The following is a 26,015-nucleotide window of genomic DNA, read 5'->3' on the forward strand; positions in this document are numbered from 1 at the left end:
TGTTTTAAGTGTGGAAAGGGTTTAAACAAATATTTGTTTAAACACCAGCTAAAGCTAAAAGATCGCTTACTTTTTCACATTTTTTAAGATCATCACCGCTAATTTGCTTGCCAAGTGAGTTTTTAAATAATACCATGATAGATACAAAAGCTAAGCTATCCCATTCATCAATATCATCTAAAATCATATTTTCTTTTAGTGTTTCATCCATATGCATAGCTTCGCTAATAGCTTCTAATAATTCTTCTTTAGTCATTTTTTTCTCCTTTATAAATTGAAATTGTATCAGTTTTAAAGTTTTTATCAAAATTTATATAAGCACTCCCCCAGGCATATCCAGCACCAAAAGCACTTAAAATGGCACTAAAATCATTTTTTTGCATTTCACAAAGTAAAGCAGGTAAAGAGCAAGCACTTAAATTAGCGTATTTTGACATCAAAAAATTTGATGCTTTAGAGCTATCAATACCCAAGTCATTTATAATAGAATCAACTAAAAATTGATTGGATTGATGTAATAAAAAATAATCCACTTCATCTTTACTTTTTTCACAAAAATCAAGCATTTCTTTTATGCTTTGGCTCTCAAGATTAAGTGCTTGGTTAAAAATTTCAGCCCCATCCATGTAAAGATTATCTAAGCTCCTATGCTTATTGGTTTGAAATATTTCTTTATTGGAGCTTTTACTCTCATCAAGTTTAGTAAAAGCTCTATTGGGTATGATGAGTTTGTCAAAACCTTCTCCATTAGAATAAAGCTTAAAAAACGATTTTTCATTTGCACTGCTTATGAGTGTTGCACTTACTCCATCGCCAAAGATTGGAGCTAAATTTGCATTTAAAGGGTTTATGGTTTTGCTTAAAGTATCACCACAAATTAATAAAATATTTTTTGTATTTTGATTTTCTAAAAAAGAAAAAGCTATAAATAAGCCGTATAAATACCCCGAACACGCTTGATTTACATCAAAAGCTATGGTTTGAGGTTTTAAATTTAATCGTTTGTGAAGATAGTTTGCGCATGATGGCATAAAAAAATCAGGAGTTTGTGTAACAAAAATCACCATATCAAGCTTATTTTTATCAAAATCAAGCATTTTAAATAAATTTATACTTGCTTCATAGGCTAAATCTGTTGTGCTAATATTTTCATCAGCGATAAATCTTTCTTGTATGCCTGAAATTTTTTTCATTCTTTTTAGCATTTTGACATCATTTTGAAAAACATCTTCTAAGCAATCATCTATATTTATACATTTATTAGGCACGCAAACACTTATGCCTGCTATTTTGGCTTTATTAAAATTAGCTTTCAATTATAAGTCCTTCGTAATTTATCATTTCTTTTTGGATTAGAGCAAAATTTTCTTTTATATTTGCATTTAAACTATATAAAAATTCTAAAAATGGCATATTTCTTTCGCCCTTTTGAAAGTATAAAATACATTCTTTTGTATTAAAATGCACATGTAATAACTCTATAGCCTTATATAGCATAATTTTTTCAAGCTTTCTTCCTAAGGCTCTACAACTTATGCAAAGATCTTTTATGATTAAATTTGTTTCATCTTTATAAGCTAAAAAAATTGCTATAATGCCACTATCACTTAATTTATCACTCATGCTTATAGTCAAAATAGCATGTTTTTGCATAAATTCTTCACACTCTTTTAAGCTTAATCTTGAGTAATTTGATATAAATTGATTAGTTTTATTAAGTAGTTGTGAAATTCTTTCAAGTTCATCTGCGTGGTTGATATGAAATTTCAAACAAATCTGTAATTTTTCAAAATACTCTTTAGGGCTAAGCTTGCTAAGTTCTTGTCTTTGTAAATTTGCTTTAATATCAGCACTTCTTAACTCATCTTCTTTGCTAAAGCTTGTTTTTAAAAGTCTAGGATAGAGCTTTAAACTATAAGCACTATTTTCATCAGCTAGCAAGGTGTTAATATGAAGGTGTGATACATTTTCAATTTCGGCTATATTATCATCAATAAATAGCACACTATCAAAAGCTATATTAAAAAAATTTACAATTTCTTTAATATTTTCGTCTTTACTTTTCCAATTAACCCTGATCATACTAAAATCATCAAGTTGTAATAAAAAGTCTTTTCTTTGTGAAAAAAGTTTTTTTACATCATCTTCTTCATTTTTTGAAGCGATGGCAAGTAAAAAACCTTGATTTTTTAAATTTAAAAGCTCACTTTGTAAGGCTTTATGATTGCTAGATAAAGTAAGATTTTCAATGCCATCTTCGCCTAAAATTCCTTGGTATAAGGTATTATCAAGATCTATGATGATTGCTTTTAAAGCTGGTTGCAAGAAGCTAGGTAGGATTTTTAGTCCTAGAATTTGGGCTAATTTTACACAAGCTTTATTACTAAGTCTGCTTGCATTTATTTCAAAATTACTATCATCTATGATGAGATTTTCATCTAAAAAGGGCTTTAGTATTTTGCAAATACTATATTCTTTTAAGCTTGTATTACCAAGTAAAAGTGTGATGATAGGAGCGTTGCTAATGCTTGATAGTTCTTGTATTTTTTCTTTGATAAAATCATCTACATTTTTTTTATAATTGTTTAAATCTATAAATATGATGTTTAAATCTGCTTTTTGAAAATTATCATAACTTAAACTATCATCATAAGAGCTTATGTTAAATTCAGCCTTTAATTTACTAAAGGCTAAAAATGCATTTAGTATGCTTGAAATCACTTCAAAAGAGTGATTTCTAAAAACATTAATAGTAATTTTTTTATAATGATTTTCCTTGCTAAGTTTTATGAGATCATTTCTCTTTAAATTTGGTGAAAAAAGATTCATTTTAGCTCTACTAATTCTATTAATAAATTATTACTCATCATCACAAAGCAAAGTTTTGCAAAATAACTTGCTTTCATTATGTCAACAACTAACAAACCATCATTTAAAAGCAAAGATAAATCTTGCTCTATATTTTTGCTTTCATAAGCTATATGATACATTTTAGTTTTATTTTTCAAATAGCTATCTAAAACGCCTTTTTCATTTAAATTTGACAAAAGTTCAAAGCGATATTGGGGGAATAAGTTATTTTTTGGAATGATAAATTCTCCTTTTACCCCTTGTTGTTCGTCTATAAATTCAGCTTCTTTAATAAAACCTAGCTTTTCAAATATTTTTCTTTCTTTTTCTAAAGATTTACATGCTACACCTATATGGTGGATTGGTAAATTTAAATTCATTTTTCAAATACCACAGCCATAGTTATAGCATTTTTAAATTTTAAAGCTTTTTCTAAAGAATAGTCATTTGCCATAAAACATTCATATTGTTTTATTTTTAAATCTGCTTTTTTTGCCATTTCAAAAATTTCAGTTGGATGTGTAAATAAGTATATATGATCAATTGCAGGTGCGTTGATAGGTATGGTTGCAAAAATTTCACCTTCATCGCTTAATAAGTCTTTTGCTCTTTTTAAAAATTCTAAAGGCTGTTCAACATGTTCTAAAACTTCTCCAATTACTATTAAATCAGCTTTTTTGTGAAATTGAAATTGAAAAAAATCTTTACATAAAAATTCACAATTATTAATTAAATTTTTAACTTGATTTTTCACCATATTTTTTGTCAATTCGCAACTAGTAGGGGATAAATCTAAACCTAAATAATAATCAAATTTCAAACTTTTAACAGCTTTAGTAAAAAATTCTCCATGTCCTGGGCCTATTTCAAAATAATTATCATGTTTGCTTTTTGATTGAAGATAATTTTCAAAATACTTTCTAACTTTTATATGAGCAATCCAAATATAAGATGAAAGCGCAAGCCCTATCATGTATTTTTTCATATAAGTTTCATTAAAATAGACTTTATCTTTTACTTCTTCAAAACTTTTATATCTATATGAGTTATTTTCTATGAAATATTTTGTTTCTTCTAAAGTGTCATTAAGTATAGTTAAATAGCATTCGCACTGCTCTTGTAAAGAAATATCGTTTTGAAGATAATATGAAATGAGATTTTCAAATTCTATTTCATCTTCATTTGTTAGACTGATTTTATTTAAATATTTTGCGTGAATTGGATTTTTTATAGCTATTAACTCAAATAAGTTTTTAATATTTTTCATTTTTTACCTTTGATTTGATAGCTTGCAAAAGTTCATTTTGTGATTTTAGCTGACTTAATTCATCTTTGCTAAATTTGATTTCAAATTCTTCTTCTAAGCTCATGATTATATCAATATGATTTAAAGAAGTCCAATTTTTGCAATTTTGCATGCTTAAATTTGAATTTTCATCAACTTTTACTTCTAATATATTTTCTAAAATTTCATAAAATTTATTTTCCATGATTAATCCTGTAATATAAAAATATTTTTATCTTCATCAAGAGCATTTTTTATCGCTTCTTTGTATTCTTTTGTATGAAATAAACATATAGTTGCACCACCAAAATTTTCGTATATAAAATTTTTTGTTTTTTTAGTAATATAGTTTATATTATCGACATTTGGTAAAGATTTTTTATCTAAATGTCTAACATAAATTTTATTTTTTTATCATGCATTCTGTTTTGTTCGTCTATTATTTTTCCGTGAAAATCTTTAAAATATCTGTAATCTACTCGGTATTCTTCTTCGATATAATGAGTTAGAGTGTGTCCTGTAGTGCTTCCAAAAAGTATATATTTTCCATTTTCTTGTGTTAAAATATCATACACACAATTTTCACCAAAACAACTTGTAGTGTCTTTTAAAAACAATTCTTCTTTGGCTCCTTTTATAGCAAAGGAAAATATAGGATCATTAGTGCGTTTTACTCCTGCTTGTTTGCGAAAATATTCATTTAAAGCACCCATTTTTGTAGGAGAATTTAATTTATCATAAACTTCATTTTTGCAAAAACTATAAGTAAATGTAGGCATGATTAAAGTACCTTCTTTACCTATAACTTCAAAAAAACAATCTAATATAGTTTGTAAAAATTCATTTCTAGGAAGCAAGGGTGTGCCAAAATTAAAAAGTTCAGTATGCACACACAAAATATCGCCTTTTTTGATACTAAGTTTTTTAAAAGCTTCTATTAAATCTACATTAGAGTATTTTTTATCATTATATTCTAAGAAATATTTCATTTTATCAATCCGTGAAATTTTAATTTTTCTATTAAATCTTTTAATTCATAAGCTTGCATGTTTAGCTTTGAAGCTATATCTAAAACATCATTTTTACCATCACAATATGCTAAAAAATCAGCGGAGATTGGTTTTTTGGTAATTCCTTGATTTAAAGTGTGATATAAGCCTCTTTTACCTAAATTAGGTTCGCAAAAAGTTGTGATTTGATAAATTTTATTAACTTCTAAATTCATAATGATTTCTTGCATAGCTTTTAAGCCACCTTGCAATCCCTCTTCACTGATGAAATTTAAGTCATCTTTGCTAGTGTGGTATTCTTTATAATCACCAAATCTAGTCCTACACACACAAACTACGGGTAAATTTACTAAAGGAGAGCAAAACTGTCTTTCGTTGCCGCCTCTATCTAAAAAGCTAAATTCTTTAAAATTATTTTTTTCTTTTAAGGTATGCAAAGCTACTTTATCTGCTAGGGTATTTTCACTTGGAGTGTGAATGAGTGAGTAAGCATTATCATCACCTATACAAGAGAGTACAAAACCTGCTTTGGTATGTTTTTGTAAGTGCTTTAAATGTTTACTAAGATAAACTATACTCCCTATGGTTTCAGGAGTAAAAATAAAACGATAATTGTATTTTCTCTCTTTAAGTTCTAAAAGCCATTTAGCTAAAAATGCAGCTACCACAGGACCACTTAACTCGTTATTTGCCATAGATGGATGACAGAGGTAAGTGGAAATTAAAATTTCATCTTTTGTTTCTTGCGTGCTAGGTATGAGTAAATCAGCATAGTTTAAAACTCCATTTTCATGGTGCTTTGCATCTATGAAAACTTTATATTTTCCTTCTTTTAGTTTAACTCTATCTTCATGTTTTATACAAAACCCCCAACGCCTTTTATAATAGCTTGTCACATAAGGTATGGCACCAGGCATTTCTTCTATAGAGTAAAGGTGTTCTTGTAAGCTTGCTAGATTAAGCTCTGTGTCTATGCCTGTGCTATAGTTTAACACATGAAGATTATTTTGCTTAAAATCACAAATTTTTTCTCCATCTGGAGTGATGATATAAGCATCGTTTATCTCCCATTCAGCAGGCACTTCCCAATCAAACACTTTACTCCCGCTTGCTATAGAGTGAATTTTTAATATACCCCCCCCCATAGCTTCATCAAGTATTTTTAAGCTTTGTCCAAAGCCTTTCCCAGTAATACTTCTGCATATAGGAAAAAGCTCACAAGCTAGCTCATACATACTTTTACTCACAACAAGCCTTTTTAGTTTCTTCTAAAATCTTAAATAAACTATCTTTAATAAATTGTGCTTCTTTTAAATTCATTTCTTGATGAGCAGGTATGCTAAGTTCAGCTTTATAAAAATTATCCGCATTTTCTAAGAATAAATTTCCATATAAGTTTTTATAATAACTAAACTCATAAGTAGGCTTATAATGCACTTGTACACCTATGTCCAAATTTAATAATTTTTCAAAAATAATCTCTTTTTGGCAATAAAACTCAGGAAAAAGCAAAATAGGATATAAATGTCTTGAGCTTTTTTTATAATCTTTGATTTTTATAGTGTTAAAATAAGGATTTTTTTCAAATTCTTTATCGTAAAAACTTGTGATGATTTCTCTTTTTTCTAGCATATTATCAAGTTTTTTAAGTTGATTTATACCCAAAGCACAAGCTACATCGCTTAAACGATAATTATAGCCTAGTTCAATCATATCGCTATCCCAAAGTCTTTTTTTGACTATGCCATGACTTCTTAAAAGCTTGATTTTTGAGATTAATTCCTCATCATTGCTAACAACCGCACCACCTTCAAAGGTTGTGATAGGTTTAACCGGATGAAAAGAAAATATGCTCAAATCCCCCATAGAACCTACTTTTTGATCTTTATAAATAGCACCTAGAGCATGACTTGCATCATCAATTAGTGGGATGTTGTGTTGTTTAGCTAAGGCTAAAATTTCATCCATTTCTACACTATTTCCCGCAAAATCAACCACGCAAATTGCTCCTATATTAGAGCTATCTTGGCTTAATCTTAAAGCAAGTTTTTTCTCATCAATATTTCCATCGCTTTTTACATCTATAAACTCAACCCTAGCACCTGCCATTAAAGCTGCATTTGCAGTCGCAGCAAAGGTAATGGGGGTTGTTAAGACAATTTTATCTTTTACATTTAAAGATAAATATGCAAGGTGTAAAGCAGAAGTAGCTGAATTTAGCACGCAAGCATATTTTACACCTACATATTCACAAAGGGCTTGTTCAAATTCTTCAACCTTTTTTCCACCGGTTAAAAAATCATCTTTTAAAGCCTCACAAACTACTTGTATGTCTTGTTCGTCAATATTTTGATGAGAATAAGTTATCATTTTTCAAGCTCTGTATGATTTATTATATTTAAAAGCTCTTCTTGGCTAATCCATGATGGATTATTATCAGAGCTATAAGAAAAGCCATTAGAAACTTTTTTACCCTTTTGTCCTTTTGCATTTATACTAAAATCAACATTAGTGTTATTAAATTGAATGCTTGGGCTAATGGCATAATAATTTTCAAATTCATAAGTTAAATGACTATCATCACTTGAAATCATAATTTCATGTAGTTTTTCACCTGCTCTTATACCTATGATTTTATGAGCTAAATTAGGAGCCATAGTTTTAGCTAAATCAACGATTTTCATAGAAGGAATTTTTGGTACGAAAATTTCCCCTCCATGCATATAGGCAAAATTATTCAGCACGAAATTAACTCCATCTTCTAAGGATATCCAAAATCTTGTCATTCTCTCATCCGTGATAGGAAGTTCTTTAGCACCTTCATTGATGAGTTTTTTAAAAAATGGTATGACAGATCCTCTTGAACCTACTACATTACCATATCTTGTAACGCTAAATTTAGTATGAGAATTTCCTGCGATGTTGTTTGCTGCTACAAAAAGCTTATCACTTGCAAGCTTTGTAGCTCCATATAAATTAATAGGATTGCATGCTTTATCGGTTGAAAGAGCGATACATTTTTCTACATTATTTTCCAAACACGCATCGATTACATTTTGTGCTCCATGGATATTAGTTTTTATACATTCCATTGGATTATATTCTGCAATTGGCACATGTTTCATAGCAGCTGCATGAATGACAAAATCAACATCCTTCATTGCTATACTCAATCTTTCTTTATCTCTTACATCGCCTATAAAATAACGCATACAATCATCATTAAATTCTCTTGCCATTTCAAATTGTTTTAACTCATCTCTTGAATAAATGATGATTTTTTTAGGTTCGTATTTTTGAAGTAAAGTTTTAGTATAAGTTTTTCCAAAACTTCCTGTGCCACCGGTGATTAAAATGCTTTTTCCATTAAACATATATATTTTCCTATTACTTGACTAAGTTTTTATATCGGTTGAAAATAAAATTATTTTAAAATTCTTGGTAAAGTTATACCTGTTTGAGCTTGGTATTTACCCTTTTTATCAGCATATGTTACATCACAAGGCTCATCTCCTTGTAAAAATAAAACTTGAGCTATACCCTCATTAGCATAAATTTTAGCAGGTAGTGGGGTTGTGTTTGAAATTTCTATAGTGATATGTCCTTCAAAACCTGGCTCAAAAGGGGTTACATTTACTATAATGCCACATCTTGCGTAAGTACTTTTGCCAAGACAAATAGCCAAAACATCATTTGGCATTTTAAAATACTCAACCGTTCTTGCAAGCGCGAAAGAATTTGCAGGTACTATACATACATCGCCTACAAAATCTACTACATTTTCTTCTACAAAATTTTTAGGATCTACAACGGTGGAATTTACATTAGTGAAAATCTTAAATTCTCTTCCAACTCTTATATCATATCCATAGCTTGAAAGCCCATAACTAACTATACCTTTACCTATATTTGCTTCACAAAATGGCTCTATCATATTGTACTCTAGTGCCATTTTTTTGATCCAATTATCTGCTTTTAAGCCCATTTTTGTCCTTTATAATTAAAGTGAATTTTTAAATTATATCTTAAAATAAAAGTAAAAAATAAATAATTGAAGTTATTTTTAGTATTTTTATATATAATTATAAATTAAGTCTTATAAATTAAGGAGAATATATGACAAAAGAAGAAATCAAAGAACTAATGCAACTTTTTGCAGAAGCAAATATAAGTAAGATTAAAATAAAAGAACAAGATGGATTTGAAATAGAACTTGAAAGAGATATGTGTTGTGAATTACCAGCTCCAGCTCCTGTTGCTCCAGCTCCACAGCCAATTAATGTAAATGTAGTTAATGAAACCAAAGCAAGCTCAAACTCTTCTAATAAACCGACCATCAATAGCCCTATGGTAGGTACTTTTTATCAAGCTCCAAGCCCAGGTGCAGCACCTTTTGCCAAAGCAGGACAAACTATCAAAAAAGGAAGTACTATAGCAATTATTGAAGCGATGAAAATTATGAATGAAATCGAAGCCGAATATGATTGTAGGATAGTAGAAGTATTAGTTGCAGATGGTCAGCCTGTAGAATTTGGTATGCCTTTATTTGTGGTGGAGAAATTATAAAATGGAAATTAAAAAAGTTTTAATAGCAAATCGTGGAGAAATTGCATTAAGAGCTTTAAGAACTGTAAAAGAAATGGGAAAAAAAGCAATTTGTGTGTATTCTACTGCAGATAAGGATGCTTTGTATTTAAAATATGCTGATGCGAGTATTTGCATAGGAAATGCTAGAAGTTCAGAAAGCTATTTAAATATCCCAGCTATTATTAGTGCAGCTGAAATTAGTGAAGCGGATGCGATTTTTCCAGGATATGGATTTTTAAGTGAAAATCAAAATTTTGTTGAAATTTGTGCAAAACATAATATCAAATTCATAGGTCCTTCGGTAGCTGCTATGGCACTAATGAGTGATAAAAGTAAGGCAAAACAAGTTATGCAAAGAGCAGGTGTGCCTGTAATCCCAGGAAGCGATGGGGCTTTAAATGGGGTTGAAGCAGCAAAAAAACTTGCTAAAGAAATAGGTTATCCTGTGATTTTAAAGGCAGCAGCAGGTGGTGGCGGCCGTGGTATGCGTGTAGTTGAAGATGAAAAAGATTTAGAAAAAGCTTACTGGTCAGCAGAAAGTGAAGCGATGAGTGCTTTTGGTGATGGAACTATGTATATGGAAAAATACATCCAAAACCCACGCCATATAGAAGTGCAAATCATAGGAGATAGCTTTGGAAATGTGATACATTTGGGTGAGAGAGATTGCTCTATGCAAAGACGCCATCAAAAACTTATAGAAGAATCTCCTGCAATTTTACTAGATGAAAAAACAAGAGCAAGACTTCATGAAACAGCAGTTAAAGCTGCTAAGGCTATTGATTATGAAGGTGCGGGAACTTTTGAGTTTTTAGTGGATAAAAATTTAGATTTTTATTTTATCGAGATGAATACGCGTTTGCAGGTTGAGCATTGTGTGAGTGAGATGGTAAGCGGGGTAGATATTATCGAGCTTATGATTAAAGTAGCAGAAGGGTATCCTTTACCAAAACAAGAAGAAATTAAACTTAAAGGTCATTCTATAGAATGTAGAATTACTGCTGAAGATTCTAAAACTTTCTTACCTTGCCCAGGTAAAATCACAAAATATGTAGCTCCTGCAGGACGCAATGTAAGAATGGAAAGCCATTGTTATCAAGATTATAGTGTGCCTCCATATTATGATTCTATGATTGGAAAATTAGTCGTTTGGGGAGAAGATAGAAACACAGCTATAGCTAAAATGAAAATAGCCTTGCAAGAGCTTATCGTAGGTGGGATAAAAACAACCAAAGATTTTCATTTAGCAATGATGGATAATGCAGATTTTATCAATAATAATTATGATACAAATTATCTTTCAAGACATTAATTGAAGATAGGTTTTAACCTATCTTAATTCTTCTATATGAGCATTTGCTCTTATTTTATCAAGATGATTTTTTAAGGCTTGTTCTTTTTGAGTTAGGGTATAGACATTGCTAACTTGATCTTTGATTAAATCAAATTCGATAGGATTTTTACCATATTTTTCTTTTACAAAATACACTATATAAGCGTTTTCGCCATTTAACACTGGAGTAAATTCTCCTATTTTTGTATTATTTAACAAAGCAAGTAATCTTGGATCTAAACTAGCTGCGTTTAAACTAATGGCTTTTGATTTAATTTGAGAATTTTTATACATAGGATTTTGTGCAAGCTGTTGTAAAAGTTCAGGATTGGTAGAATTATAAACAACTAAGTCTATATTTGAAAAAGTGCTAAATTTATCAAGATTGCTTTCATAAAAATGTTTTAGTGTTTCATCATCAATATTGATTTTTGCATTTTGCATTATGCTTCTATAAAGTTTTTCTCTTTCAAGATCTTTTCTAACTTTGTTTTTAAAAACTTCAAAACTTAAACCATCTTTTTCTATCTTTGCTTGCAAACCATTAATGTCAGTTTTATTGCCTTTTGCTATTTGGGCTAATTTTTCATTAAGTTCAAAAGTGCTTATATAAATTCCTAGCTTTTTAGCTTCACTTTGTTGAACTTTATCATCTACTAAAAATGCTATAGCTTTTTGTTTGTCATTAGTTTTTAATTCTTTCATAGTTTGTTCTATATCATAAAGAGTAATAGGTTGATTTTCTACTACCATTGCTACACCACCAAGGGTTTGAGCATATAAAATATTTGCAGCAAAACAACAAGATATTAAAAATTTTCTCATATAAAACCTTTATTTAAGTGTAAATATAGCATTATAACAATAAAAATTTAAAAAAGGTAAAAATATGCAAGAAATCACAACGCGTTTTGCTCCTTCTCCAACAGGATATTTGCACATAGGAGGGCTTAGAACAGCTTTATATAATTATCTTTATGCAAGAAAAAATAAGGGTAAATTTTTATTGCGTATTGAAGATACGGATTTAAAAAGAAATTTACAAGAAGCTACGCAAGCTATTATAGAAGCATTTAAATGGTGTGGGCTTGATTATGATGGGACGATTGAGTATCAATCTCAAAGATTTGATATTTATAAAAAATACATTCAAAAATTATTAGATGAGGGCAAGGCTTATTATTGTTATATGAGCAAAGAAGAGCTTGATGAGTTAAGAGCTAAGCAAGAAGCAGCTAAAGAGCGTCCAAAATATGATGGTAGATATAGAGATTTTAAAGGAATTCCGCCAAGTGGTATTGAGCCTGTGGTGCGTATAAAAGCACCACAAAGTGGAGAGATTAAATTTATAGATGGCATTAAAGGCGAGGTTAGTTTTAAGGCTGAAGATATTTTAGATGATTTTGTAATTGCAAGAAGCGATGGTAGCCCAATTTATAATTTAACCGTTGTAATTGATGATGCACTAATGGGTGTGAGTGATGTTATAAGAGGAGATGATCATTTATCAAATACTCCAAAACAAATTGTCCTTTATGAGGCACTAGGCTTTAAAATTCCTAAATTTTATCATGTGGCTATGATACATGGTGAAGATGGTAAAAAACTTTCTAAGCGTCATGGAGCAACTGATGTGATGGAATATAAAAATATGGGGATTTTACCTCAAGCCCTGCTTAATTTCTTAGTGCGTCTTGGTTGGAGTCATGGCGATGATGAAATTTTTTCTTTAGAAAGTATGCAAGAGCTTTTTGATCCAAATCATATTAACAAAAGTGCTTCTTGTTATAATTTTAAAAAATTAGAATGGCTTAATGCTCATTATATTAAAACTTTACCTTTTGAAGAAATCAATAGACAATTAAAAGATTTAGGATTTGATTTAAGTCAGTATGAAAAAGCAGGCTTTTTGCTAGATATGTTAAGAGAGAGAGCTAAAACCTTACATGATATTATTAGTGGGGCTAAAGTGTTACTAAATGACCCAAAAGAATATGATCAAAAGGCTGTAGATAAATTTCTTAATGTTACAAATTTAACTTATTTGGAAAAATACGCTATGGTTTTAAATGAGCAAAAAAATGCTTGTGAATTTGAAGAATTAACTAATCAATTCTTAGAAGAAAATAATCTTAAGTTAAAAGATCTAGCTCAAGCTATACGCATTGCACTCACAGGAAACTCGGTTAGTCCTAGTATATTTGAAGTATTGGAATTTTTAGGAGTGCAAAAGGCTAAACTTAGGATAAAAAATTTACTAAATTATATGAAGGAAAAATAATGAATTTAAAAGAAGAGGCTTTAGAATATCACTTAGGTGGTAAAGTAGATATTGTTGCTAGAAAGCCTATGGATAGTGCACATGATTTATCTTTGGCGTATTCTCCTGGGGTTGCTGAACCTTGTATTGAGATAGCAAAAGATGAAACTTTAGCTTATAAATACACTAATAAAGCTAATTTAGTTGCTATAGTAAGCGATGGTAGTGCAGTTTTAGGACTTGGCAATATAGGAGCGAGTGCAAGCAAACCAGTTATGGAAGGAAAAGCTTGTTTGTTTAAAAAATTTGCTAATGTTAATGCTTATGATTTAGAAATTAATGCTCATAGTATAGATGAAATTGTTACTTTTTGTAAAGCTATAGCGCCTACTTTTGGAGGGATTAATTTAGAAGATATTTCAGCACCAAAATGCTTTGAAATAGAAGCTGCTTTGCAAGATCTTGGAATTCCTGTAATGCATGATGACCAACATGGAACCGCGATCATTTCTACAGCAGGATTAATGAATGCTATGGAAATTAGTGGTAAAAAATTTGAAGATATTAAAGTAGTGGTAAGTGGTGCAGGTGCAGCAGGTATTGCAAGTGCTAGAATGTATAGAAATTTAGGGGTTAAAAATATCGTTTTAGTAGATAGTAAAGGTGTGATTAATACTCAAAGAGATGATTTAAATAAATACAAACTAGAATTTGTAAGCGATACCAAAGATAGCACTTTAAGAGAAGCTTTAAAAGGTGCTGATGTATTTTTGGGTTTGAGTGCACCTAAGATTTTAGATGATGAGATGATTTTAAGTATGGCAAAAGATCCCGTGATTTTTGCATTAGCTAATCCTGTACCTGAAGTAATGCCAGAAGATGTTAAAAGAGTTAGGAACGATGCTATAGTTGGAACAGGTAGAAGTGATTATCCAAATCAAATTAATAATGTTTTAGGTTTTCCTTTTATCTTTAGAGGAGCTTTAGATGTAAAGGCAACTAAAATTACTGAAAATATGAAAATAGCAGCCGCAAAAGCTTTGGCTGATTTAACTAAGCTTGAAGTAACTGATGAGGTAAAACAAGCTTATGGAGTAGAAGAGCTTAGTTTTGGTAGAGATTATGTGATACCAAAACCATTTGATAGCAGAGTAAAAGCTGTAGTTAGTGCTGCGGTAGCAAAAGCTGCGGTTGAAGATGGAGTAGCTTTGATAAATAATTTTGATTATCAGAGATATTTTGATAGTTTAAAATAATTTTTTATAAATTAAGTTTTATTTAAAATAATTTTTTATTATAAAACTTAATTTTATCTATTTTTTATTGTTTATATGAGTTATAAAAACATATTTTTTAAAAATCATTTAAAAAATATGTTTTAAATGTTACTTTTTTTCTTTTTAAATTATATAAATTTGATATTACTAGTGTTTTTAATAAAATTAATTTATATTTAAGATATTTTTTAATAGGATATTTTTACTTAATCATAGAAAGGTCGAGATGATTTTTGGTAAGATAGATTATCTTAATTTACTCCCTTTACATATCTATCTTAAAAAATCAGCTTTTCCTAGCTATGTTAAGCAAACTACAGAATACAAAAAAGGGGTTCCTAGTAAGCTAAATCGCCATTTGTATTTTAGACGCATTGATGCAGCGATTATCTCAAGTGTTGAAAGTCGTAGAAAAAAATACAAAACCTTAAATGTGGGGATTTGCGCAAGCAAAAAGGTAAAAAGCGTTTTAGTGAAAAAACAATCTGAAAGCAAAGAAGATGCAAGCTCTGCAACTTCTAATGCTCTTGCAAAAGTTTTAAAGCAAAAAGGGGAGGTTATCATCGGTGATAAGGCTTTAAAACTTTATTTGCAAAATCCAAAAGATTATATTGATTTATGCGAATTATGGTATGAAAAGACAAAACTACCTTTTGTTTTTGCTCGATTTTCTTGTATTAAAAATTTTTCTATTTATAAAAAAATGATGAAAAATTTCACAAAAAGTAAAATTTTCATTCCGCAATATATTTTGCTAGATTATTCTAAGTCAAGAAATCTTTCTCAAAAAGAAATTAGTGCATATTTAAAGCTAATTTACTACAAAATAGGAACAAAGGAGCAAAAGGCGCTAAAAAAATTTTTAGCTAATGCAAACAGCAAGATACTATAAAAAGGACAATTTATGAGTATAGCTAAACAATATATCAATGAAACCTTAGAAAAAATTCAAGCAACTTCCCCAAGACAACCTATCTTTTTTCAAGCAGCAACTGAGGTGTTAAATTCTTTAGAACCTTTACTTGAATCTAACAAAACTTATCAAGATCATGCTATATTAGAGCGTATTGTTATGCCTGAAAAAACGACTATTTTTAGAGTAGTATATATTGATGATGCAGGTAAAGCTCAAACACATTTTGGTTATAGAGTACAGTTTAATTCTAGTTTAGGACCTTATAAAGGTGGGATCAGATTTCATCCTAGTGTAGATTTAGATGTTTTGAAATTTTTAGGTTTTGAACAAATTTTCAAAAATTCTCTAACAGGTTTAATGATAGGGGGAGCTAAAGGTGGAGCAAATTTTGACCCTAAAGGCAAAAGCGAAGCAGAAATTATGCGTTTTTGTCAAGCTTTTATGGCCGAGCTTTCAAAAATCATAGGTGCAAGCACTGATGTGCCAGCAGGTGATATAGGGGTTGGTGCTAGAGAAATTGGATATATGTTTGGAGCTTATAAGAAAATTAGCTCTAATTTTGATGGAACTTTAACGGGAAAGAAAATTCCATGGGGTGGAAGTTTAGTAAGAACAGAAGCAACAGGGTATGGCTGTGTGTATTTTACTCAAGAAATGCTAGCAAAATATAACAATGCATTAGAAGGAAAAGAGTGTGCAGTTTCAGGTAGTGGAAATGTGGCAATTTATACCATAGAAAAATTACATCAACTTGGTGCAAAAGCAATCACAATAAGCGATAGCGATGGATTTGTTTATGATAAAGATGGGATAGATTTAGATTTATTAAAAGAAATTAAGGAAGTAAAAAGAGCTAGAGTGAGTGATTATGCAATGCTTAAAAAAGGTGCTATTTTTACTCCAAAAAGTGCGTATAAACAAGGTTGTAATGGAGTATGGAGTATACCTTGTGATATAGCTTTTCCAAGTGCTACGCAAAATGAATTAAATTTAGAAGATATTAAAACCTTATATCACAATGGTTGTCGTATGGTAGCAGAGGGAGCTAATATGCCAAGCACACTTGAAGCGATCGATTTTATGTTAAATCAAAAAGACTTTTTATTTGCGCCAGCTAAGGCTGCTAATGCAGGTGGTGTAGCGACTTCTCAACTTGAAATGCAACAAAATGCAAGTATGTGTCAATGGAGCTTTGAGGAGGTTGATGCAAAATTATATAAGATTATGAAAAATATTTTTGAAAATTCATACGAGTGTGCAAAAGCTTATAATCATGAAGGAAATTTAGTAGTAGGTTCAAACATAGCAGGCTTTAAAAAAGTAGCTGATGCGATGATTGATCATGGTTATATTTAAAAAGATGGCTTAAATGCCATCTTTAGTGTATATAAAAAAAGCTTGTTATTTGATTAGCGATTTTTTCTTCTAAAGACTCTTTGGCTCTGTCTATATTGCCAAGATAAGCAGTTCTTGCTAAAAGCGAGGTGCTTTGAGTAGAGTTTTTGGAGCTAATTTGTAAATTAACTTGCAAAAGATAGTAATTTTCTACTTCCATTTCAAAAACATCATCTATTTTATCAAAGTCATTATAAAAAAATCTCGCATTAGAAGCGCGTAATCTTTGCGCGTAAGAAAATTTCTTAAAATCTACTATATTGATATAAATTTTATAATCACTTTGAACATTATTTAAAACTAAGCCTAAATTTTGTAATTTTTGAGCGAGCTTGGCTTCTAAATTTGTGTTTAATTTTGAAGGATTATTGATGTGTAAAGAAAAACTTTGATTTTTATTAGCATGCAGGAAAATACCTTCATTATTTGTTTGGATAAAAGTTTGCATAGGGCCTGTGCAAGCACTTAAAAATAGTGCAAACACAAGCAAGAAAAAATTATTTTTGAGCATCGATTATAGTTGGCACAGCACGAAGACCAAGTTTAGAGTATTTTGCGAAAGTTTCTCTTACTGCTTTAACCTCAGCTTCACTAGGTTTTTTATAATCTTTTAAATTTTTATCATAATATTTTTTCATGATAGCGATTTTTTGTGCATCATCTTTAGCATTTTTACTTTCTTTGTAAATTAATGCAGATTTTTCAAAAGCACTAGTATCATGGATAGGGGTTAAGATAAATTTCACTTGATGGGTTTTTAGTGTTTCTTCTATTTTATCTAAATGCATTCTACAATATGGACATTCAGGATCGCTAAAAACATAAAGTAAAGGTTTGTTTTTATCGCCTAAAGAAATAAACATTTTTTCTTTTTTAAGTTCAACTAGAGCTTTTTTTGAAAATTCAGCTTGTTGTTTTTCCATGAGTTTTGCTTGATAAACTTGAGAGTAAAATTCACCTTTTTTTACATCAATTACTTCAGTTGTGATGATATTATCTTGAGTGAAAACGATTTCTTGGAAATTTTTACCACTAATTTCAAAATTAACTATCACAGCTTCAAAGTTAGTATCAGGAATTTTTTCTCTACTAGAAACACTAATGTTTGCATTTGATAAATTTGGATTTTTCTTAAAAAAATTAATAATTTCTTCATTACTTGCAGCAAATAAAGAGCTAGCAAGGGTTAAGAGAGCTAAAGATTTTTTCATCATTTTCCTTTGTTTTAAAATTTTTGCACATTATAAAATGTAATCTTTAACACTTAGATTTTTAATATTCTTTTTTCCTCTATTTTTTTAACTTGAGGATAGTTTTTATCAAGATATTCTAAATAAGCTATGGCATATTTTCTTGAAATTTGAAAATGATTTTTAACAAAAGCTACATCTAAATGATGATTTTGCAAAAGTTTTAAAAACTCTTGCATGAGATTTTCAAGAGTATTTTTTTCTATAAAAAGATTATGTGCTAATCTTTTGACTTTGTTTTCTTTAGTGAGTTTTTTTAAGATAAGATCTCCATTTTTCCTATCAAGCTCTAAATATTCATAAAGATTGTAAGGTGCGGTAGGTTTTATACCTTCTTTTTTTAAAATTTCATAAAGCTCACAATGAGCCTTTTCTTGTAATTTTTCAAAATCTTGTCCTTTTAAAAACCATATGCCATCTTTAAAATCTAATTTTTCTTGCATTTGCTTGAGTGTATAAGCGCAAAAGCTCTCACTTGCCCAGCTAAGCCTTAAGGCGATAGAATGAGGCGAGATTAAAGCATAAGGATTTTTAGAGAAAATAAAATCAATAAATTCTTTCAAAGTTTGTATAGCATTTAAATCATATACATTTAAAGCTTGCTCATCGACAAAAACATGATTTAAGCTTTTTGCTAGGTTTAGGGCTTGCTCATGAGTGAGTTTAAAGCGTTGATAGCTTGAAAGTAATCCAAAGCCAAGTTTGTGAGTTTGTTTTAAAAACTCAAATACTTTTTTAAAATCTTTTTGTTCTAAAAGTGCTAAATACTTAGCTTTTATATCTTTTTTTAAAGGCTCACTTACCGCATTAAGAACCACACCACCACTTTTAATACGCCCATTTTCAAGCAAGATGAATTTATCATCAAAACACAAAGGTAGGTTTTTATCAAACTCTAAGCTAATATAAGTTTTATCTTCAAATTCTTTGATTACACTAATTTTTGTATTAAGCTTTTTTGAGCCACTACAAAATTCTAAAATACTCCCGTGTTTAATCTCTGTACTAAAAACAACCCCATCGATACTTTTAAAGCTTTTAAAAACACCTTTTTTACTTAATATATAGCCTTTTTTTAACTCATGATAATCACAATTTAAACTCAAAGCAACTCTATTATAAGCTTTTGCTTCTAAAACATTTTCTTCATGAATTTGTATGTTTTTTACAATGATATCTTTTTGATTTTCAAGGCAAAATATTTTTTCATTTTTGCTTATTTTTCCTTCATTTAAACTCCCTGTTACTACCGTTCCTATACCTTTTAGAGAAAAAACCCTATCAATGTAGTATCTAAAAATCAAATTTTCATCATTTTCTTTAGGCTTTAAACTAAGTAGATAGTTTTTTAAATTTAATATACTTTGCTCATCATAAATGCTTGTTGGAAAAACTTTTAAGATATTGATTTTAAAGGCTTTTAATTCTTTTAAAAGCTCTGCTTGCTTTTGTACTAAATCCTTGCATAAATCAACCTTACTCAAAATAAGCACTACATCTTTTACGCCTAAAAATTCCAAAACCCTTAAATGCTCTATACTTTGAGCCTTTAAACCCTCGTTTATATCTATGACAAACATACATACTCTAAAGCCAAAAGCACCACTTATCATAGTTTTAATTAAACTTTCATGCCCAGGCACATCGATAAAAGCAATATTTAAATTTTCACTTTTTAAATTTGAAAAGCTAAGATTAATCGTAATGCCTTTTTCTTGCTCTTCTTTTAAATCGTCACCTTCAAAACCATTTAAAGCTTTAATAAGTGAAGTTTTACCATGGTCAATATGCCCAGCAGTGCCTATGATGATACTATGCATGAAATACCTCTTTGATAGCGTGGATTAAACGGTTTAAATCTTTTTCTAAAATACTTCTAAAATCTAGCACAAAATGCCCATTTTCAACACGACCGATTACGCCTTTTTTTCTAAATTTTTCTTGTAAAAGCAAAGCTTTCTCATCAAAACTTAACACAAAAGTATCTAAGCTTTTATCAGGCATAGAGCCACCACCTACTAAACTTTTAGAAGCTTTTAACTCACATTTTATAGGAATTTTTTCTTTGATAAAGAGTGCCTTTTTTTCTATGGTTTTTAAATCATCATTTAAAAGTTTTAGTGTGGGGATTTTTTCATATTCTTTTTCTAAGTAAGCTTTGGCAGTTTCATTTAAAAAAGCTAGAGTGATTTTATCAACCCTTAGCATTCTTAGAAGTTGATTTTTTTTTAATTGTTGAATGTATTTTTTCTTTCCAAGTATAATGCCTGCTTGAGTAGAACCAAAAAGTTTATCACCGCTAAAACTTAAAATATCACAATGTTTTAAAAGCTCTTTCACACTCGGCTCGTTTTTACTAAGTTGTTTGTTAATCTTTTCACACCAGCCAGCACCCAAATCATAATAAGATATGAGTTTTTTCTTTTTTGTTAAAGCGTGAATTTCACTTAAGCTTACTTCTTCAAAAAATCCTTTAAAAGCAAAATTAGAACGATGGGTTTTTAAAATCATTTTAGTATTTTCATTGATAGCTTTTTCATAATCATATAAATGAGTTTTATTAGTCGCGCCTATTTCTTTTAGCCTAACACCAGCTGCTAGCATAACTTCAGGAATTCTAAAATTTCCCCCAATCTCAACTAGCTCACTTCTTGAAGTAATAACTTCTTCATTTTTTGCTAAGGTGTTTAAGATCAAAAATACAGCCGAGGCGTTATTATTAACAACTAAACAATCTTCACAATCAAATAATATTTTTAAATTTGCACTAAGTGCGTCATACCTTGAGCCTCTTTTGCCACTTTGCATGTTAAACTCTAAATTAGAATAAGAGCAGATGATTTCTTTAGTTCTTTCAAAAATACTCTCATCAATAATGCTACGACCAAGATTAGTGTGTATGATAACTCCACTAGCATTGATCAAACTTTGACTTTGCATATTTAAAAACTCATCAATACTTTGAGCAATTTTACTTAGCAAATCTTGCAAGCTAAAATTTAAATTTTCATTTTTACTTAGTTCTTTTTTACAATTTGAAACAACTATTTTTGCAAAATGAGATCTTAAATACAAAGGGTAGCTAGCCAAATTTTCATCGTTTATAAGCGTGTTTATGGGTGGAAAATTTCTAAATTTGTTCATCTTAAACCTTAAGAATAAATTAGTAAAATTATAACTTTTTTATAATGAAATTTATATAATTAAGATTAAAAAATTTAAAAGAGAGCGTTATGAAAGATTTTGTATTTTTAGAAAATGAAGATTTAATTCCTTTAAGTGATGATATTAGTATAGTTCAAAAAGCCTGTAATGAAGAAGTTTTTATAGGAAATTCAAAGCTTTTAAATCCTGAAGTTTATGCACCTGAGATTAATTTTTACCTTAAAAACTCACAAGATGATGTGCTTAAAAAAGCCAAAACTATTGAGTCCTTATATAAGATTAGATCTAAAGTTTATGATTTAGGACTTGATTTAGAATACACCAAAGAAGTGGGTAAAAATGTAATTATTGTAAGCAATGAGGATCAAAATGAGCTTATTGAAAGCTTAAAAAAACAAGAATACAAGGTTTTAAAACTAAGTAATGAGCAATGTTTGGGTGTTTTGGGTTGCGTGGGCGAGCTTTGCGTGATAGCTTTAAAAGATAATGAGCAAGTAGAGATTGATTGTGATTTTTTCTTATATGATGTAAAAAAAGAAAGTTTTGATCAACAAAGTGGTTGCTATGATTTAACTACCTTAAGTCAAGAAGAGCTTATAAAACTTTTAAATTCTAATTCTCCAAAATATAAATTTAGAAATTATATTAGTTATGATGATAGCATTTGTCAATACCATGAAAGAAGAAGTATTCATTGTGGAAAATGTGCTGAAATTTGTCCTAGTGTGGCTATTTTAAAAGATGATGAGCAAAGAAAATTAGAATTTTCTCATGTGGATTGTTTAAGCTGTGGTGATTGTGTAGGAATTTGTCCTAGTGGAGCGCTTGATTATGCACCTATGCCACGCAATAGCTTTTATGAAATTTTAAAATTTTATGAAGATAAAATCATTTTAATAATCCCTGAGAAAATGTCTATAGAAAATTTAAATATCACTTTAAAAGAAGATGTAATGCCTTTTATGATTAAAGGCGAGAATTATCTTGATCAAGCACATTTTTTAGCTATGCTTCAAACAAGTGGTGCGAGTGTGATTTTTTATAGTGATGGCTTATCGCAAGGTGCTTTAGAAGTGATAGCTTTGATGAATGAAATTTTTCAAAGAAAATTTAAACAAAACGCAATTTTTCTAGCTAAAGATGAAAAAGAACTTTTAGAGGCTATAAATCAAGCACATTTTATAGAAAATCTCAAATTTATTTCTTATAATCCTGCGCTTTTAAAAAGAGAAGATTTTGCTATAAGATTAAGAGAGCTTATAAAGGAAGAAAATTTAGGCAATATCCCAAGTAAAGAATGGATACGCTATGGAAAAATCACCATCAATGCAGACACCTGTACCTTATGTCTTTCTTGTGTGGGAGCTTGTAATGTAGGAGCTTTAGTGGCTGATACTAAGGATAATTCTTTGAAATTTAATGCAAGCTTATGTACTACCTGTGGGTATTGTGAGGCAAGTTGTGCTGAAAAAGATACTTTAATGCTTCAAAGAAGTGGGATAGATTTGGAAAAAGAGTATTTTTCTTTTATGGTTTTAGCTCAAGATGAACTTTTTGCTTGTGTAGAGTGTGGGAAAGAATTTGCTACTAAAAAGGCCATTGAAAAAATTGCTAGCATTATGAAACCAAGATTTATAGGTGATGAAGCTAAGATAAAAACACTATATTGCTGTGCTGAATGTAAAGCAAAAGTAATGATACAAAGTATGAATGTGCTTTAAGCCAAAAGGCTTAAGCACTAAGTTTTAGCTTGTATTAAAAATTTTATATAATTTTTTAATATACAAGTTAATTTAAATTATAGTTTTTATACTTTGCTTAAATTTAGCGCAAAAGCTTTTTGGCTCAAAAGCACTTCATCGTTTTCTTTAAAATCTTTAGCTTCTAAAGGACTTAGTGTTACTTGGCTGATTTGATTACCTATGGCAAGTATGGCTATAAATATGCTATCTTGTTTTTGTAGTTTTAAAATGCGTGCTTTTATGGCAAATTTTTGCGAGCCTTGTGTCTTTAAAAAAACTTCATTAGGCGAGCCTTCTTTGATGATGGCTCCATTTTCTAAAATGATGACTTTATTAGCTAGTTTATAAACTTCACTTACATCATGGCTGATTAAAATAGTAGTGATTTTATAAGTTTTATGTATATTTAAAAGATAATCATGCAAGTGTAGTTTTATCTCATTATCTAAGGCGCTAAATGGCTCATCTAAAAGTAAAAGTTTGGGTTTTTGCATAATGGCTCTTGCTAAAGCTACGCGTTGTTTTTGTCCCCCGCTTAGTTCTAAAATATGACTTTTTTTGTGTTTGCTTAAATCTAAAAGTTCTAAAAGTTCATTAGCAAATTTTAGATCTTTTTTGGCAAAAAGTAAGTTTTGCTCTACATTCATATTTTCAAATAAAGCATAATCTTGAAAAACAAAGCCAAGTTTTCTTTTTTGTGGGCTTAGAAAGTTTTTATCATCAAAAAATATCGTATTATTAAAAGTGCAAATTCCTTGTGCTTTTTCAAAACCTGCTAAAATTCTCAAAAGCGTAGTTTTGCCACTACCACTTTTTCCAAAAATAGCACAAAATTCTCCTTCTTTAACTTCAAATTTAACCTTAAGTTTAAATTCTTTTTCTTTATTTTTAAAGATTTTTTCAAAGTCAAGTTTTAGCATAAATACTCTTTGATAAATAAAGCACTAGGATGTACATAAGCAAATACAAAATCATTTTTTTGATAATTTTGCTCTAAAAACTCATGGGTGCTAATTTGAGCTTCGAAAGTGCAAATTTCATTTTCTAATCTTACGATAGTGATGATTTGTCCTTGAAAAATATCAATGATTTTTGCATAAAAGGTATTTAAAAATGAATTTTCTAAATTTTTTTTACTAAGCAAGCACTCGCTGCTTTTAAAAGCTAGTAAAACTTCTTGATCAATGCTTGCTTTTTCATCAAGTTCTAAAGCAAGCATAAATAATTTATGTTTATTTATAAGAAATTCTACCCAGTTTATATTTTCATGATTTTTTATAGTATTTATTTTAGCTTTAATCATGGGATATTATAGCCATAAGCTTTGAAAATTTCCTTAGCCTTTTTGCTTAAAATAAAATTATAAAATTTCTTAGCTTTAGCATTATCTTTACCATAAGAAGTGATAACAATGCCTTGATTGATTGGTTCATAAAGCTTTGGATTGATTAAAATATAATTTTTTCCTTCTTGGAGTTTATAAGATTTTAGCGTATCTTCATATAAAGCACTTGCTGCTATAAAACCCACATCGGCTGCTTTTAATGTTTGAGTAAGTGCTTCTCCTATAGATTTTGCCTCGATGATTTTAGCTTTTGCTTGCTCATAAATTTTAGTATTTTGTAAAGTTTCTATGCTAGCTTGACCATAAGGAGCAGCTTTGGGATTAGCTATGGTGATGATTTTTACTTTTTCTTCTTTAAGTGTGTCTAATCCTTTGCTTAAATCCATTCTAACACTGAGTAAAGCTAAAGCTCCTTGAGCATAAATAACAGGTTTTGTGCTAGTAAAATTATCATCATACAAGCTTTGTGCAAATTTCATATTTGCAGCCATAAATATATCAAATGGCGCACCATTTTTAATTTGTGAGACTAAATTTCCACTAGCGCCTAAGCTTACATTGATACTAATATCAGGGTTTTCTTTTTGAAATTCTTTTTGCAAGGCTTTAAAAGCGTAAGCTACATTTGCAGCTGCAGCGATATTTACATCAGCACTATAGCCAAAAATACACAAAAAAAGTAGGGTAAAAATTTTTTTCATTTTTTATCCTTTTAATAGTAAATTTTAAAAAAATTATAGCTTATTTTTAAAAGCAAAAATAAATTTATATTTTTTGCATATTTTCTAAGACTTATTTCATAAGTAAATAAAAATTACTAATTTTTTTTAAAGAATATTTTTAATGTAAAAATTTATTTTAATTTTTGTATAATATAAGATTTCAATTTATGAAATTTTAAAAGGAAAAAGCTTGTTAAAATACATACTAACTTTGTGTTTATTTTTTAACACTTTGATTTTAGCAAATGACTTTGAAGATTTTGAACAAGAATATCAAAAAAAAGAAGTCAAAGATAGCTTTTATACTTACAATAAAGCTATGAGTAAATTTAATTATGATCTTTATACTTATTTTTTAAGACCGGTTGTGCTTTCTTATAAAAGCATTACTCCAAGCTTTATAAGAACAGGTGTAAAAAATGCTTTTGATACCACAAGATCACCTTTTAGATTTATTAATCATCTTTTAAGTTTAGAATTTAGAAAAGCTGGTGAGGAATTTGGAAGATTTTGTGTGAATGTGATTTTTGGATTTGGTTTGTTAGATAGTGCGAGTAAAACTCCTTTAAAAAGTTATGAAGCTGATTTTGGAACGACTTTGGGTAAATGGGGAGTAGGTAGTGGAGCGCATTTAGTGCTCCCGTTTTTAGGCCCTTATAATGTAAGAGATGCTTTAGCTTTGCCCGTAAATTGGTTTATGGTGCCTGAGGGGTATATTGAGAATTTTTGGGTTGGTGTGGGTGTAAATGCTGCATTAAAACTCAATGAATTAAGTTTTGAGTATGAAAAAATAGATGATATTTACCAAAATAGTGTAGATTATTATATTTTTATACGCGATGCGTATGAACAAAGACGCCAAGAACTCATCAAATAAG

Annotated in this window: 26 protein-coding genes and 1 pseudogene; 8 read left to right on the forward strand and 19 right to left on the reverse strand. The window is 29.5% G+C overall.

The features are described 5' to 3' along the window. Positions 1-37: 37 nt before the first annotated feature. The 11 genes and pseudogenes from L8W40_RS05950 to dcd all read right to left on the reverse strand — a co-directional run bounded on the left by L8W40_RS05950 (position 38) and on the right by dcd (position 9,130). A complete protein-coding gene (locus L8W40_RS05950; RefSeq protein WP_263664915.1) occupies positions 38-256 on the reverse strand; it encodes an acyl carrier protein in 219 nt (72 codons plus the stop codon). After that, complete coding sequence (locus tag L8W40_RS05955; protein ID WP_263664916.1) at positions 249-1,316, reverse strand: beta-ketoacyl-ACP synthase III; 1,068 nt, start codon at positions 1,314-1,316, stop codon at positions 249-251. The genes L8W40_RS05950 and L8W40_RS05955 overlap by 8 nt, the downstream gene beginning before the upstream one ends. Beyond that, a complete protein-coding gene (locus L8W40_RS05960) occupies positions 1,306-2,829 on the reverse strand; it encodes an HAD-IIIC family phosphatase (protein WP_263664917.1) in 1,524 nt (507 codons plus the stop codon). Before L8W40_RS05960 ends, L8W40_RS05955 begins: the two co-directional genes overlap by 11 nt. Beyond that, positions 2,826-3,230, reverse strand: a complete 405-nt coding sequence (locus L8W40_RS05965) for a VOC family protein (protein ID WP_220566909.1) — start codon at positions 3,228-3,230, stop codon at positions 2,826-2,828. Before L8W40_RS05965 ends, L8W40_RS05960 begins: the two co-directional genes overlap by 4 nt. Further along, the gene (locus L8W40_RS05970) at positions 3,227-4,117 is read right to left on the reverse strand and encodes a class I SAM-dependent methyltransferase (RefSeq protein WP_263664918.1); all 891 of its coding nucleotides are present in this window, start codon (positions 4,115-4,117) and stop codon (positions 3,227-3,229) included. Before L8W40_RS05970 ends, L8W40_RS05965 begins: the two co-directional genes overlap by 4 nt. After that, positions 4,104-4,340 carry an acyl carrier protein gene (locus L8W40_RS05975; RefSeq protein ID WP_220566911.1) on the reverse strand — a complete coding sequence of 79 codons (237 nt, stop codon included), beginning with the start codon at positions 4,338-4,340 and terminating at the stop codon, positions 4,104-4,106. Before L8W40_RS05975 ends, L8W40_RS05970 begins: the two co-directional genes overlap by 14 nt. 2 nt (positions 4,341-4,342) lie before the next feature. Beyond that, positions 4,343-5,124: pseudogene (locus L8W40_RS05980) on the reverse strand (AAC(3) family N-acetyltransferase). Continuing rightward, entirely contained in the window at positions 5,121-6,380 is a 1,260-nt protein-coding gene (locus L8W40_RS05985) for a DUF4910 domain-containing protein (RefSeq protein ID WP_263664947.1), read from the reverse strand. Before L8W40_RS05985 ends, L8W40_RS05980 begins: the two are co-directional and overlap by 4 nt. A gap of 4 nt (positions 6,381-6,384) precedes the next feature. Continuing rightward, positions 6,385-7,515, reverse strand: a complete 1,131-nt coding sequence (gene pseC / locus L8W40_RS05990) for a UDP-4-amino-4,6-dideoxy-N-acetyl-beta-L-altrosamine transaminase (RefSeq protein WP_263664919.1) — start codon at positions 7,513-7,515, stop codon at positions 6,385-6,387. After that, on the reverse strand, positions 7,512-8,519 hold the full coding sequence (gene pseB / locus L8W40_RS05995; RefSeq protein WP_263664920.1) for a UDP-N-acetylglucosamine 4,6-dehydratase (inverting): 1,008 nt from the start codon (positions 8,517-8,519) through the stop codon (positions 7,512-7,514). The genes pseC and pseB overlap by 4 nt, the downstream gene beginning before the upstream one ends. A gap of 50 nt (positions 8,520-8,569) precedes the next feature. Further along, positions 8,570-9,130, reverse strand: a complete 561-nt coding sequence (gene dcd / locus L8W40_RS06000; protein ID WP_039668780.1) for a dCTP deaminase — start codon at positions 9,128-9,130, stop codon at positions 8,570-8,572. A 131-nt stretch (positions 9,131-9,261) separates the two neighbouring features. Between dcd and accB the strand changes: the two genes are divergently transcribed. Then, positions 9,262-9,711, forward strand: coding sequence for an acetyl-CoA carboxylase biotin carboxyl carrier protein (gene accB / locus L8W40_RS06005; RefSeq protein WP_039626958.1), 450 nt, complete (start codon positions 9,262-9,264; stop codon positions 9,709-9,711). Position 9,712: 1 nt separating this feature from the next. After that, entirely contained in the window at positions 9,713-11,044 is a 1,332-nt protein-coding gene (locus L8W40_RS06010; protein WP_258108146.1) for an acetyl-CoA carboxylase biotin carboxylase subunit, read from the forward strand. A gap of 18 nt (positions 11,045-11,062) precedes the next feature. Here L8W40_RS06010 and L8W40_RS06015 read toward each other — a convergent pair whose 3' ends face one another. Further along, on the reverse strand, positions 11,063-11,890 hold the full coding sequence (locus L8W40_RS06015) for a peptidylprolyl isomerase (protein ID WP_263664921.1): 828 nt from the start codon (positions 11,888-11,890) through the stop codon (positions 11,063-11,065). A gap of 64 nt (positions 11,891-11,954) precedes the next feature. Between L8W40_RS06015 and gltX the strand changes: the two genes are divergently transcribed. The 4 genes from gltX (at position 11,955) to gdhA (ending at position 16,874) form a co-directional block, all read left to right on the forward strand. Then, positions 11,955-13,346 carry a glutamate--tRNA ligase gene (gene gltX, locus L8W40_RS06020; protein WP_263664922.1) on the forward strand — a complete coding sequence of 464 codons (1,392 nt, stop codon included), beginning with the start codon at positions 11,955-11,957 and terminating at the stop codon, positions 13,344-13,346. Further along, positions 13,346-14,581, forward strand: coding sequence for a malic enzyme-like NAD(P)-binding protein (locus tag L8W40_RS06025; protein WP_263664923.1), 1,236 nt, complete (start codon positions 13,346-13,348; stop codon positions 14,579-14,581). The genes gltX and L8W40_RS06025 overlap by 1 nt, the downstream gene beginning before the upstream one ends. Positions 14,582-14,828: 247 nt before the next feature. Beyond that, on the forward strand, positions 14,829-15,494 hold the full coding sequence (locus L8W40_RS06030) for an MqnA/MqnD/SBP family protein (RefSeq protein WP_133319772.1): 666 nt from the start codon (positions 14,829-14,831) through the stop codon (positions 15,492-15,494). Positions 15,495-15,506: 12 nt separating this feature from the next. Further along, positions 15,507-16,874: an NADP-specific glutamate dehydrogenase gene (gene gdhA, locus L8W40_RS06035; RefSeq protein WP_263664924.1), complete on the forward strand. Its 1,368-nt coding sequence runs from the start codon at positions 15,507-15,509 to the stop codon at positions 16,872-16,874. 22 nt (positions 16,875-16,896) lie between these two features. On the opposite strand, the gene L8W40_RS06040 is transcribed toward gdhA, so the two are convergent. From L8W40_RS06040 to selA, 4 genes are read right to left on the reverse strand one after another with little or no spacing between them, the layout of a single operon-like run. Further along, the gene (locus tag L8W40_RS06040) at positions 16,897-17,424 is read right to left on the reverse strand and encodes a hypothetical protein (protein ID WP_133319770.1); all 528 of its coding nucleotides are present in this window, start codon (positions 17,422-17,424) and stop codon (positions 16,897-16,899) included. Further along, positions 17,411-18,124: a thioredoxin fold domain-containing protein gene (locus L8W40_RS06045; RefSeq protein WP_220566922.1), complete on the reverse strand. Its 714-nt coding sequence runs from the start codon at positions 18,122-18,124 to the stop codon at positions 17,411-17,413. The genes L8W40_RS06040 and L8W40_RS06045 overlap by 14 nt, the downstream gene beginning before the upstream one ends. 53 nt (positions 18,125-18,177) lie before the next feature. Continuing rightward, positions 18,178-19,983 (reverse strand): selenocysteine-specific translation elongation factor, encoded by a 1,806-nt coding sequence (gene selB / locus L8W40_RS06050; protein WP_263664925.1) that lies wholly within the window; start codon positions 19,981-19,983, stop codon positions 18,178-18,180. Beyond that, positions 19,976-21,307, reverse strand: coding sequence for an L-seryl-tRNA(Sec) selenium transferase (selA, locus tag L8W40_RS06055; protein WP_263664926.1), 1,332 nt, complete (start codon positions 21,305-21,307; stop codon positions 19,976-19,978). The genes selB and selA overlap by 8 nt, the downstream gene beginning before the upstream one ends. A gap of 89 nt (positions 21,308-21,396) precedes the next feature. Between selA and L8W40_RS06060 the strand changes: the two genes are divergently transcribed. After that, complete coding sequence (locus L8W40_RS06060) at positions 21,397-23,049, forward strand: 4Fe-4S dicluster domain-containing protein (protein WP_263664927.1); 1,653 nt, start codon at positions 21,397-21,399, stop codon at positions 23,047-23,049. A gap of 86 nt (positions 23,050-23,135) precedes the next feature. Here the strand turns inward: L8W40_RS06060 and L8W40_RS06065 are convergent, their stop codons facing one another. From L8W40_RS06065 to modA, 3 genes are read right to left on the reverse strand one after another with little or no spacing between them, the layout of a single operon-like run. After that, positions 23,136-23,990 (reverse strand): ABC transporter ATP-binding protein, encoded by an 855-nt coding sequence (locus L8W40_RS06065; protein WP_263662210.1) that lies wholly within the window; start codon positions 23,988-23,990, stop codon positions 23,136-23,138. Continuing rightward, positions 23,984-24,373 (reverse strand): hypothetical protein, encoded by a 390-nt coding sequence (locus tag L8W40_RS06070; protein ID WP_220566930.1) that lies wholly within the window; start codon positions 24,371-24,373, stop codon positions 23,984-23,986. Before L8W40_RS06070 ends, L8W40_RS06065 begins: the two co-directional genes overlap by 7 nt. Then, positions 24,370-25,116 (reverse strand): molybdate ABC transporter substrate-binding protein, encoded by a 747-nt coding sequence (modA, locus tag L8W40_RS06075; RefSeq protein WP_263664928.1) that lies wholly within the window; start codon positions 25,114-25,116, stop codon positions 24,370-24,372. The genes L8W40_RS06070 and modA overlap by 4 nt, the downstream gene beginning before the upstream one ends. 211 nt (positions 25,117-25,327) lie before the next feature. Here modA and L8W40_RS06080 point away from each other — a divergent pair, with 211 nt between their 5' ends. After that, positions 25,328-26,014: a VacJ family lipoprotein gene (locus tag L8W40_RS06080; protein ID WP_263664929.1), complete on the forward strand. Its 687-nt coding sequence runs from the start codon at positions 25,328-25,330 to the stop codon at positions 26,012-26,014. Position 26,015: the final 1 nt, after the last annotated feature.

The sequence above is a fragment of the Campylobacter sp. IFREMER_LSEM_CL1846 genome (genome assembly GCF_025772105.1).
Lineage (GTDB): Bacteria > Campylobacterota > Campylobacteria > Campylobacterales > Campylobacteraceae > Campylobacter_D > Campylobacter_D lari_D.

Excerpts from the sequence above, each read along its gene's own strand:
- L8W40_RS05950 (WP_263664915.1), bottom strand. The coding sequence starts at position 256 with ATGACTAAAGAAGAATTATTAGAAGCTATTAGCGAAGCTATGCATATG.
- L8W40_RS05960 (WP_263664917.1), bottom strand. The coding sequence starts at position 2,829 with ATGAATCTTTTTTCACCAAATTTAAAGAGAAATGATCTCATAAAACTT.
- L8W40_RS05965 (WP_220566909.1), bottom strand. The coding sequence starts at position 3,230 with ATGAATTTAAATTTACCAATCCACCATATAGGTGTAGCATGTAAATCT.
- L8W40_RS05970 (WP_263664918.1), bottom strand. The coding sequence starts at position 4,117 with ATGAAAAATATTAAAAACTTATTTGAGTTAATAGCTATAAAAAATCCA.
- L8W40_RS05975 (WP_220566911.1), bottom strand. The coding sequence starts at position 4,340 with ATGGAAAATAAATTTTATGAAATTTTAGAAAATATATTAGAAGTAAAA.
- L8W40_RS05985 (WP_263664947.1), bottom strand. The coding sequence starts at position 6,380 with ATGTATGAGCTAGCTTGTGAGCTTTTTCCTATATGCAGAAGTATTACT.
- pseC (WP_263664919.1), bottom strand. The coding sequence starts at position 7,515 with ATGATAACTTATTCTCATCAAAATATTGACGAACAAGACATACAAGTA.
- pseB (WP_263664920.1), bottom strand. The coding sequence starts at position 8,519 with ATGTTTAATGGAAAAAGCATTTTAATCACCGGTGGCACAGGAAGTTTT.
- dcd (WP_039668780.1), bottom strand. The coding sequence starts at position 9,130 with ATGGGCTTAAAAGCAGATAATTGGATCAAAAAAATGGCACTAGAGTAC.
- accB (WP_039626958.1), top strand. The coding sequence starts at position 9,262 with ATGACAAAAGAAGAAATCAAAGAACTAATGCAACTTTTTGCAGAAGCA.
- L8W40_RS06010 (WP_258108146.1), top strand. The coding sequence starts at position 9,713 with ATGGAAATTAAAAAAGTTTTAATAGCAAATCGTGGAGAAATTGCATTA.
- L8W40_RS06015 (WP_263664921.1), bottom strand. The coding sequence starts at position 11,890 with ATGAGAAAATTTTTAATATCTTGTTGTTTTGCTGCAAATATTTTATAT.
- gltX (WP_263664922.1), top strand. The coding sequence starts at position 11,955 with ATGCAAGAAATCACAACGCGTTTTGCTCCTTCTCCAACAGGATATTTG.
- L8W40_RS06025 (WP_263664923.1), top strand. The coding sequence starts at position 13,346 with ATGAATTTAAAAGAAGAGGCTTTAGAATATCACTTAGGTGGTAAAGTA.
- L8W40_RS06030 (WP_133319772.1), top strand. The coding sequence starts at position 14,829 with ATGATTTTTGGTAAGATAGATTATCTTAATTTACTCCCTTTACATATC.
- gdhA (WP_263664924.1), top strand. The coding sequence starts at position 15,507 with ATGAGTATAGCTAAACAATATATCAATGAAACCTTAGAAAAAATTCAA.
- L8W40_RS06040 (WP_133319770.1), bottom strand. The coding sequence starts at position 17,424 with ATGCTCAAAAATAATTTTTTCTTGCTTGTGTTTGCACTATTTTTAAGT.
- L8W40_RS06045 (WP_220566922.1), bottom strand. The coding sequence starts at position 18,124 with ATGAAAAAATCTTTAGCTCTCTTAACCCTTGCTAGCTCTTTATTTGCT.
- selB (WP_263664925.1), bottom strand. The coding sequence starts at position 19,983 with ATGCATAGTATCATCATAGGCACTGCTGGGCATATTGACCATGGTAAA.
- selA (WP_263664926.1), bottom strand. The coding sequence starts at position 21,307 with ATGAACAAATTTAGAAATTTTCCACCCATAAACACGCTTATAAACGAT.
- L8W40_RS06060 (WP_263664927.1), top strand. The coding sequence starts at position 21,397 with ATGAAAGATTTTGTATTTTTAGAAAATGAAGATTTAATTCCTTTAAGT.
- L8W40_RS06065 (WP_263662210.1), bottom strand. The coding sequence starts at position 23,990 with ATGCTAAAACTTGACTTTGAAAAAATCTTTAAAAATAAAGAAAAAGAA.
- L8W40_RS06070 (WP_220566930.1), bottom strand. The coding sequence starts at position 24,373 with ATGATTAAAGCTAAAATAAATACTATAAAAAATCATGAAAATATAAAC.
- modA (WP_263664928.1), bottom strand. The coding sequence starts at position 25,116 with ATGAAAAAAATTTTTACCCTACTTTTTTTGTGTATTTTTGGCTATAGT.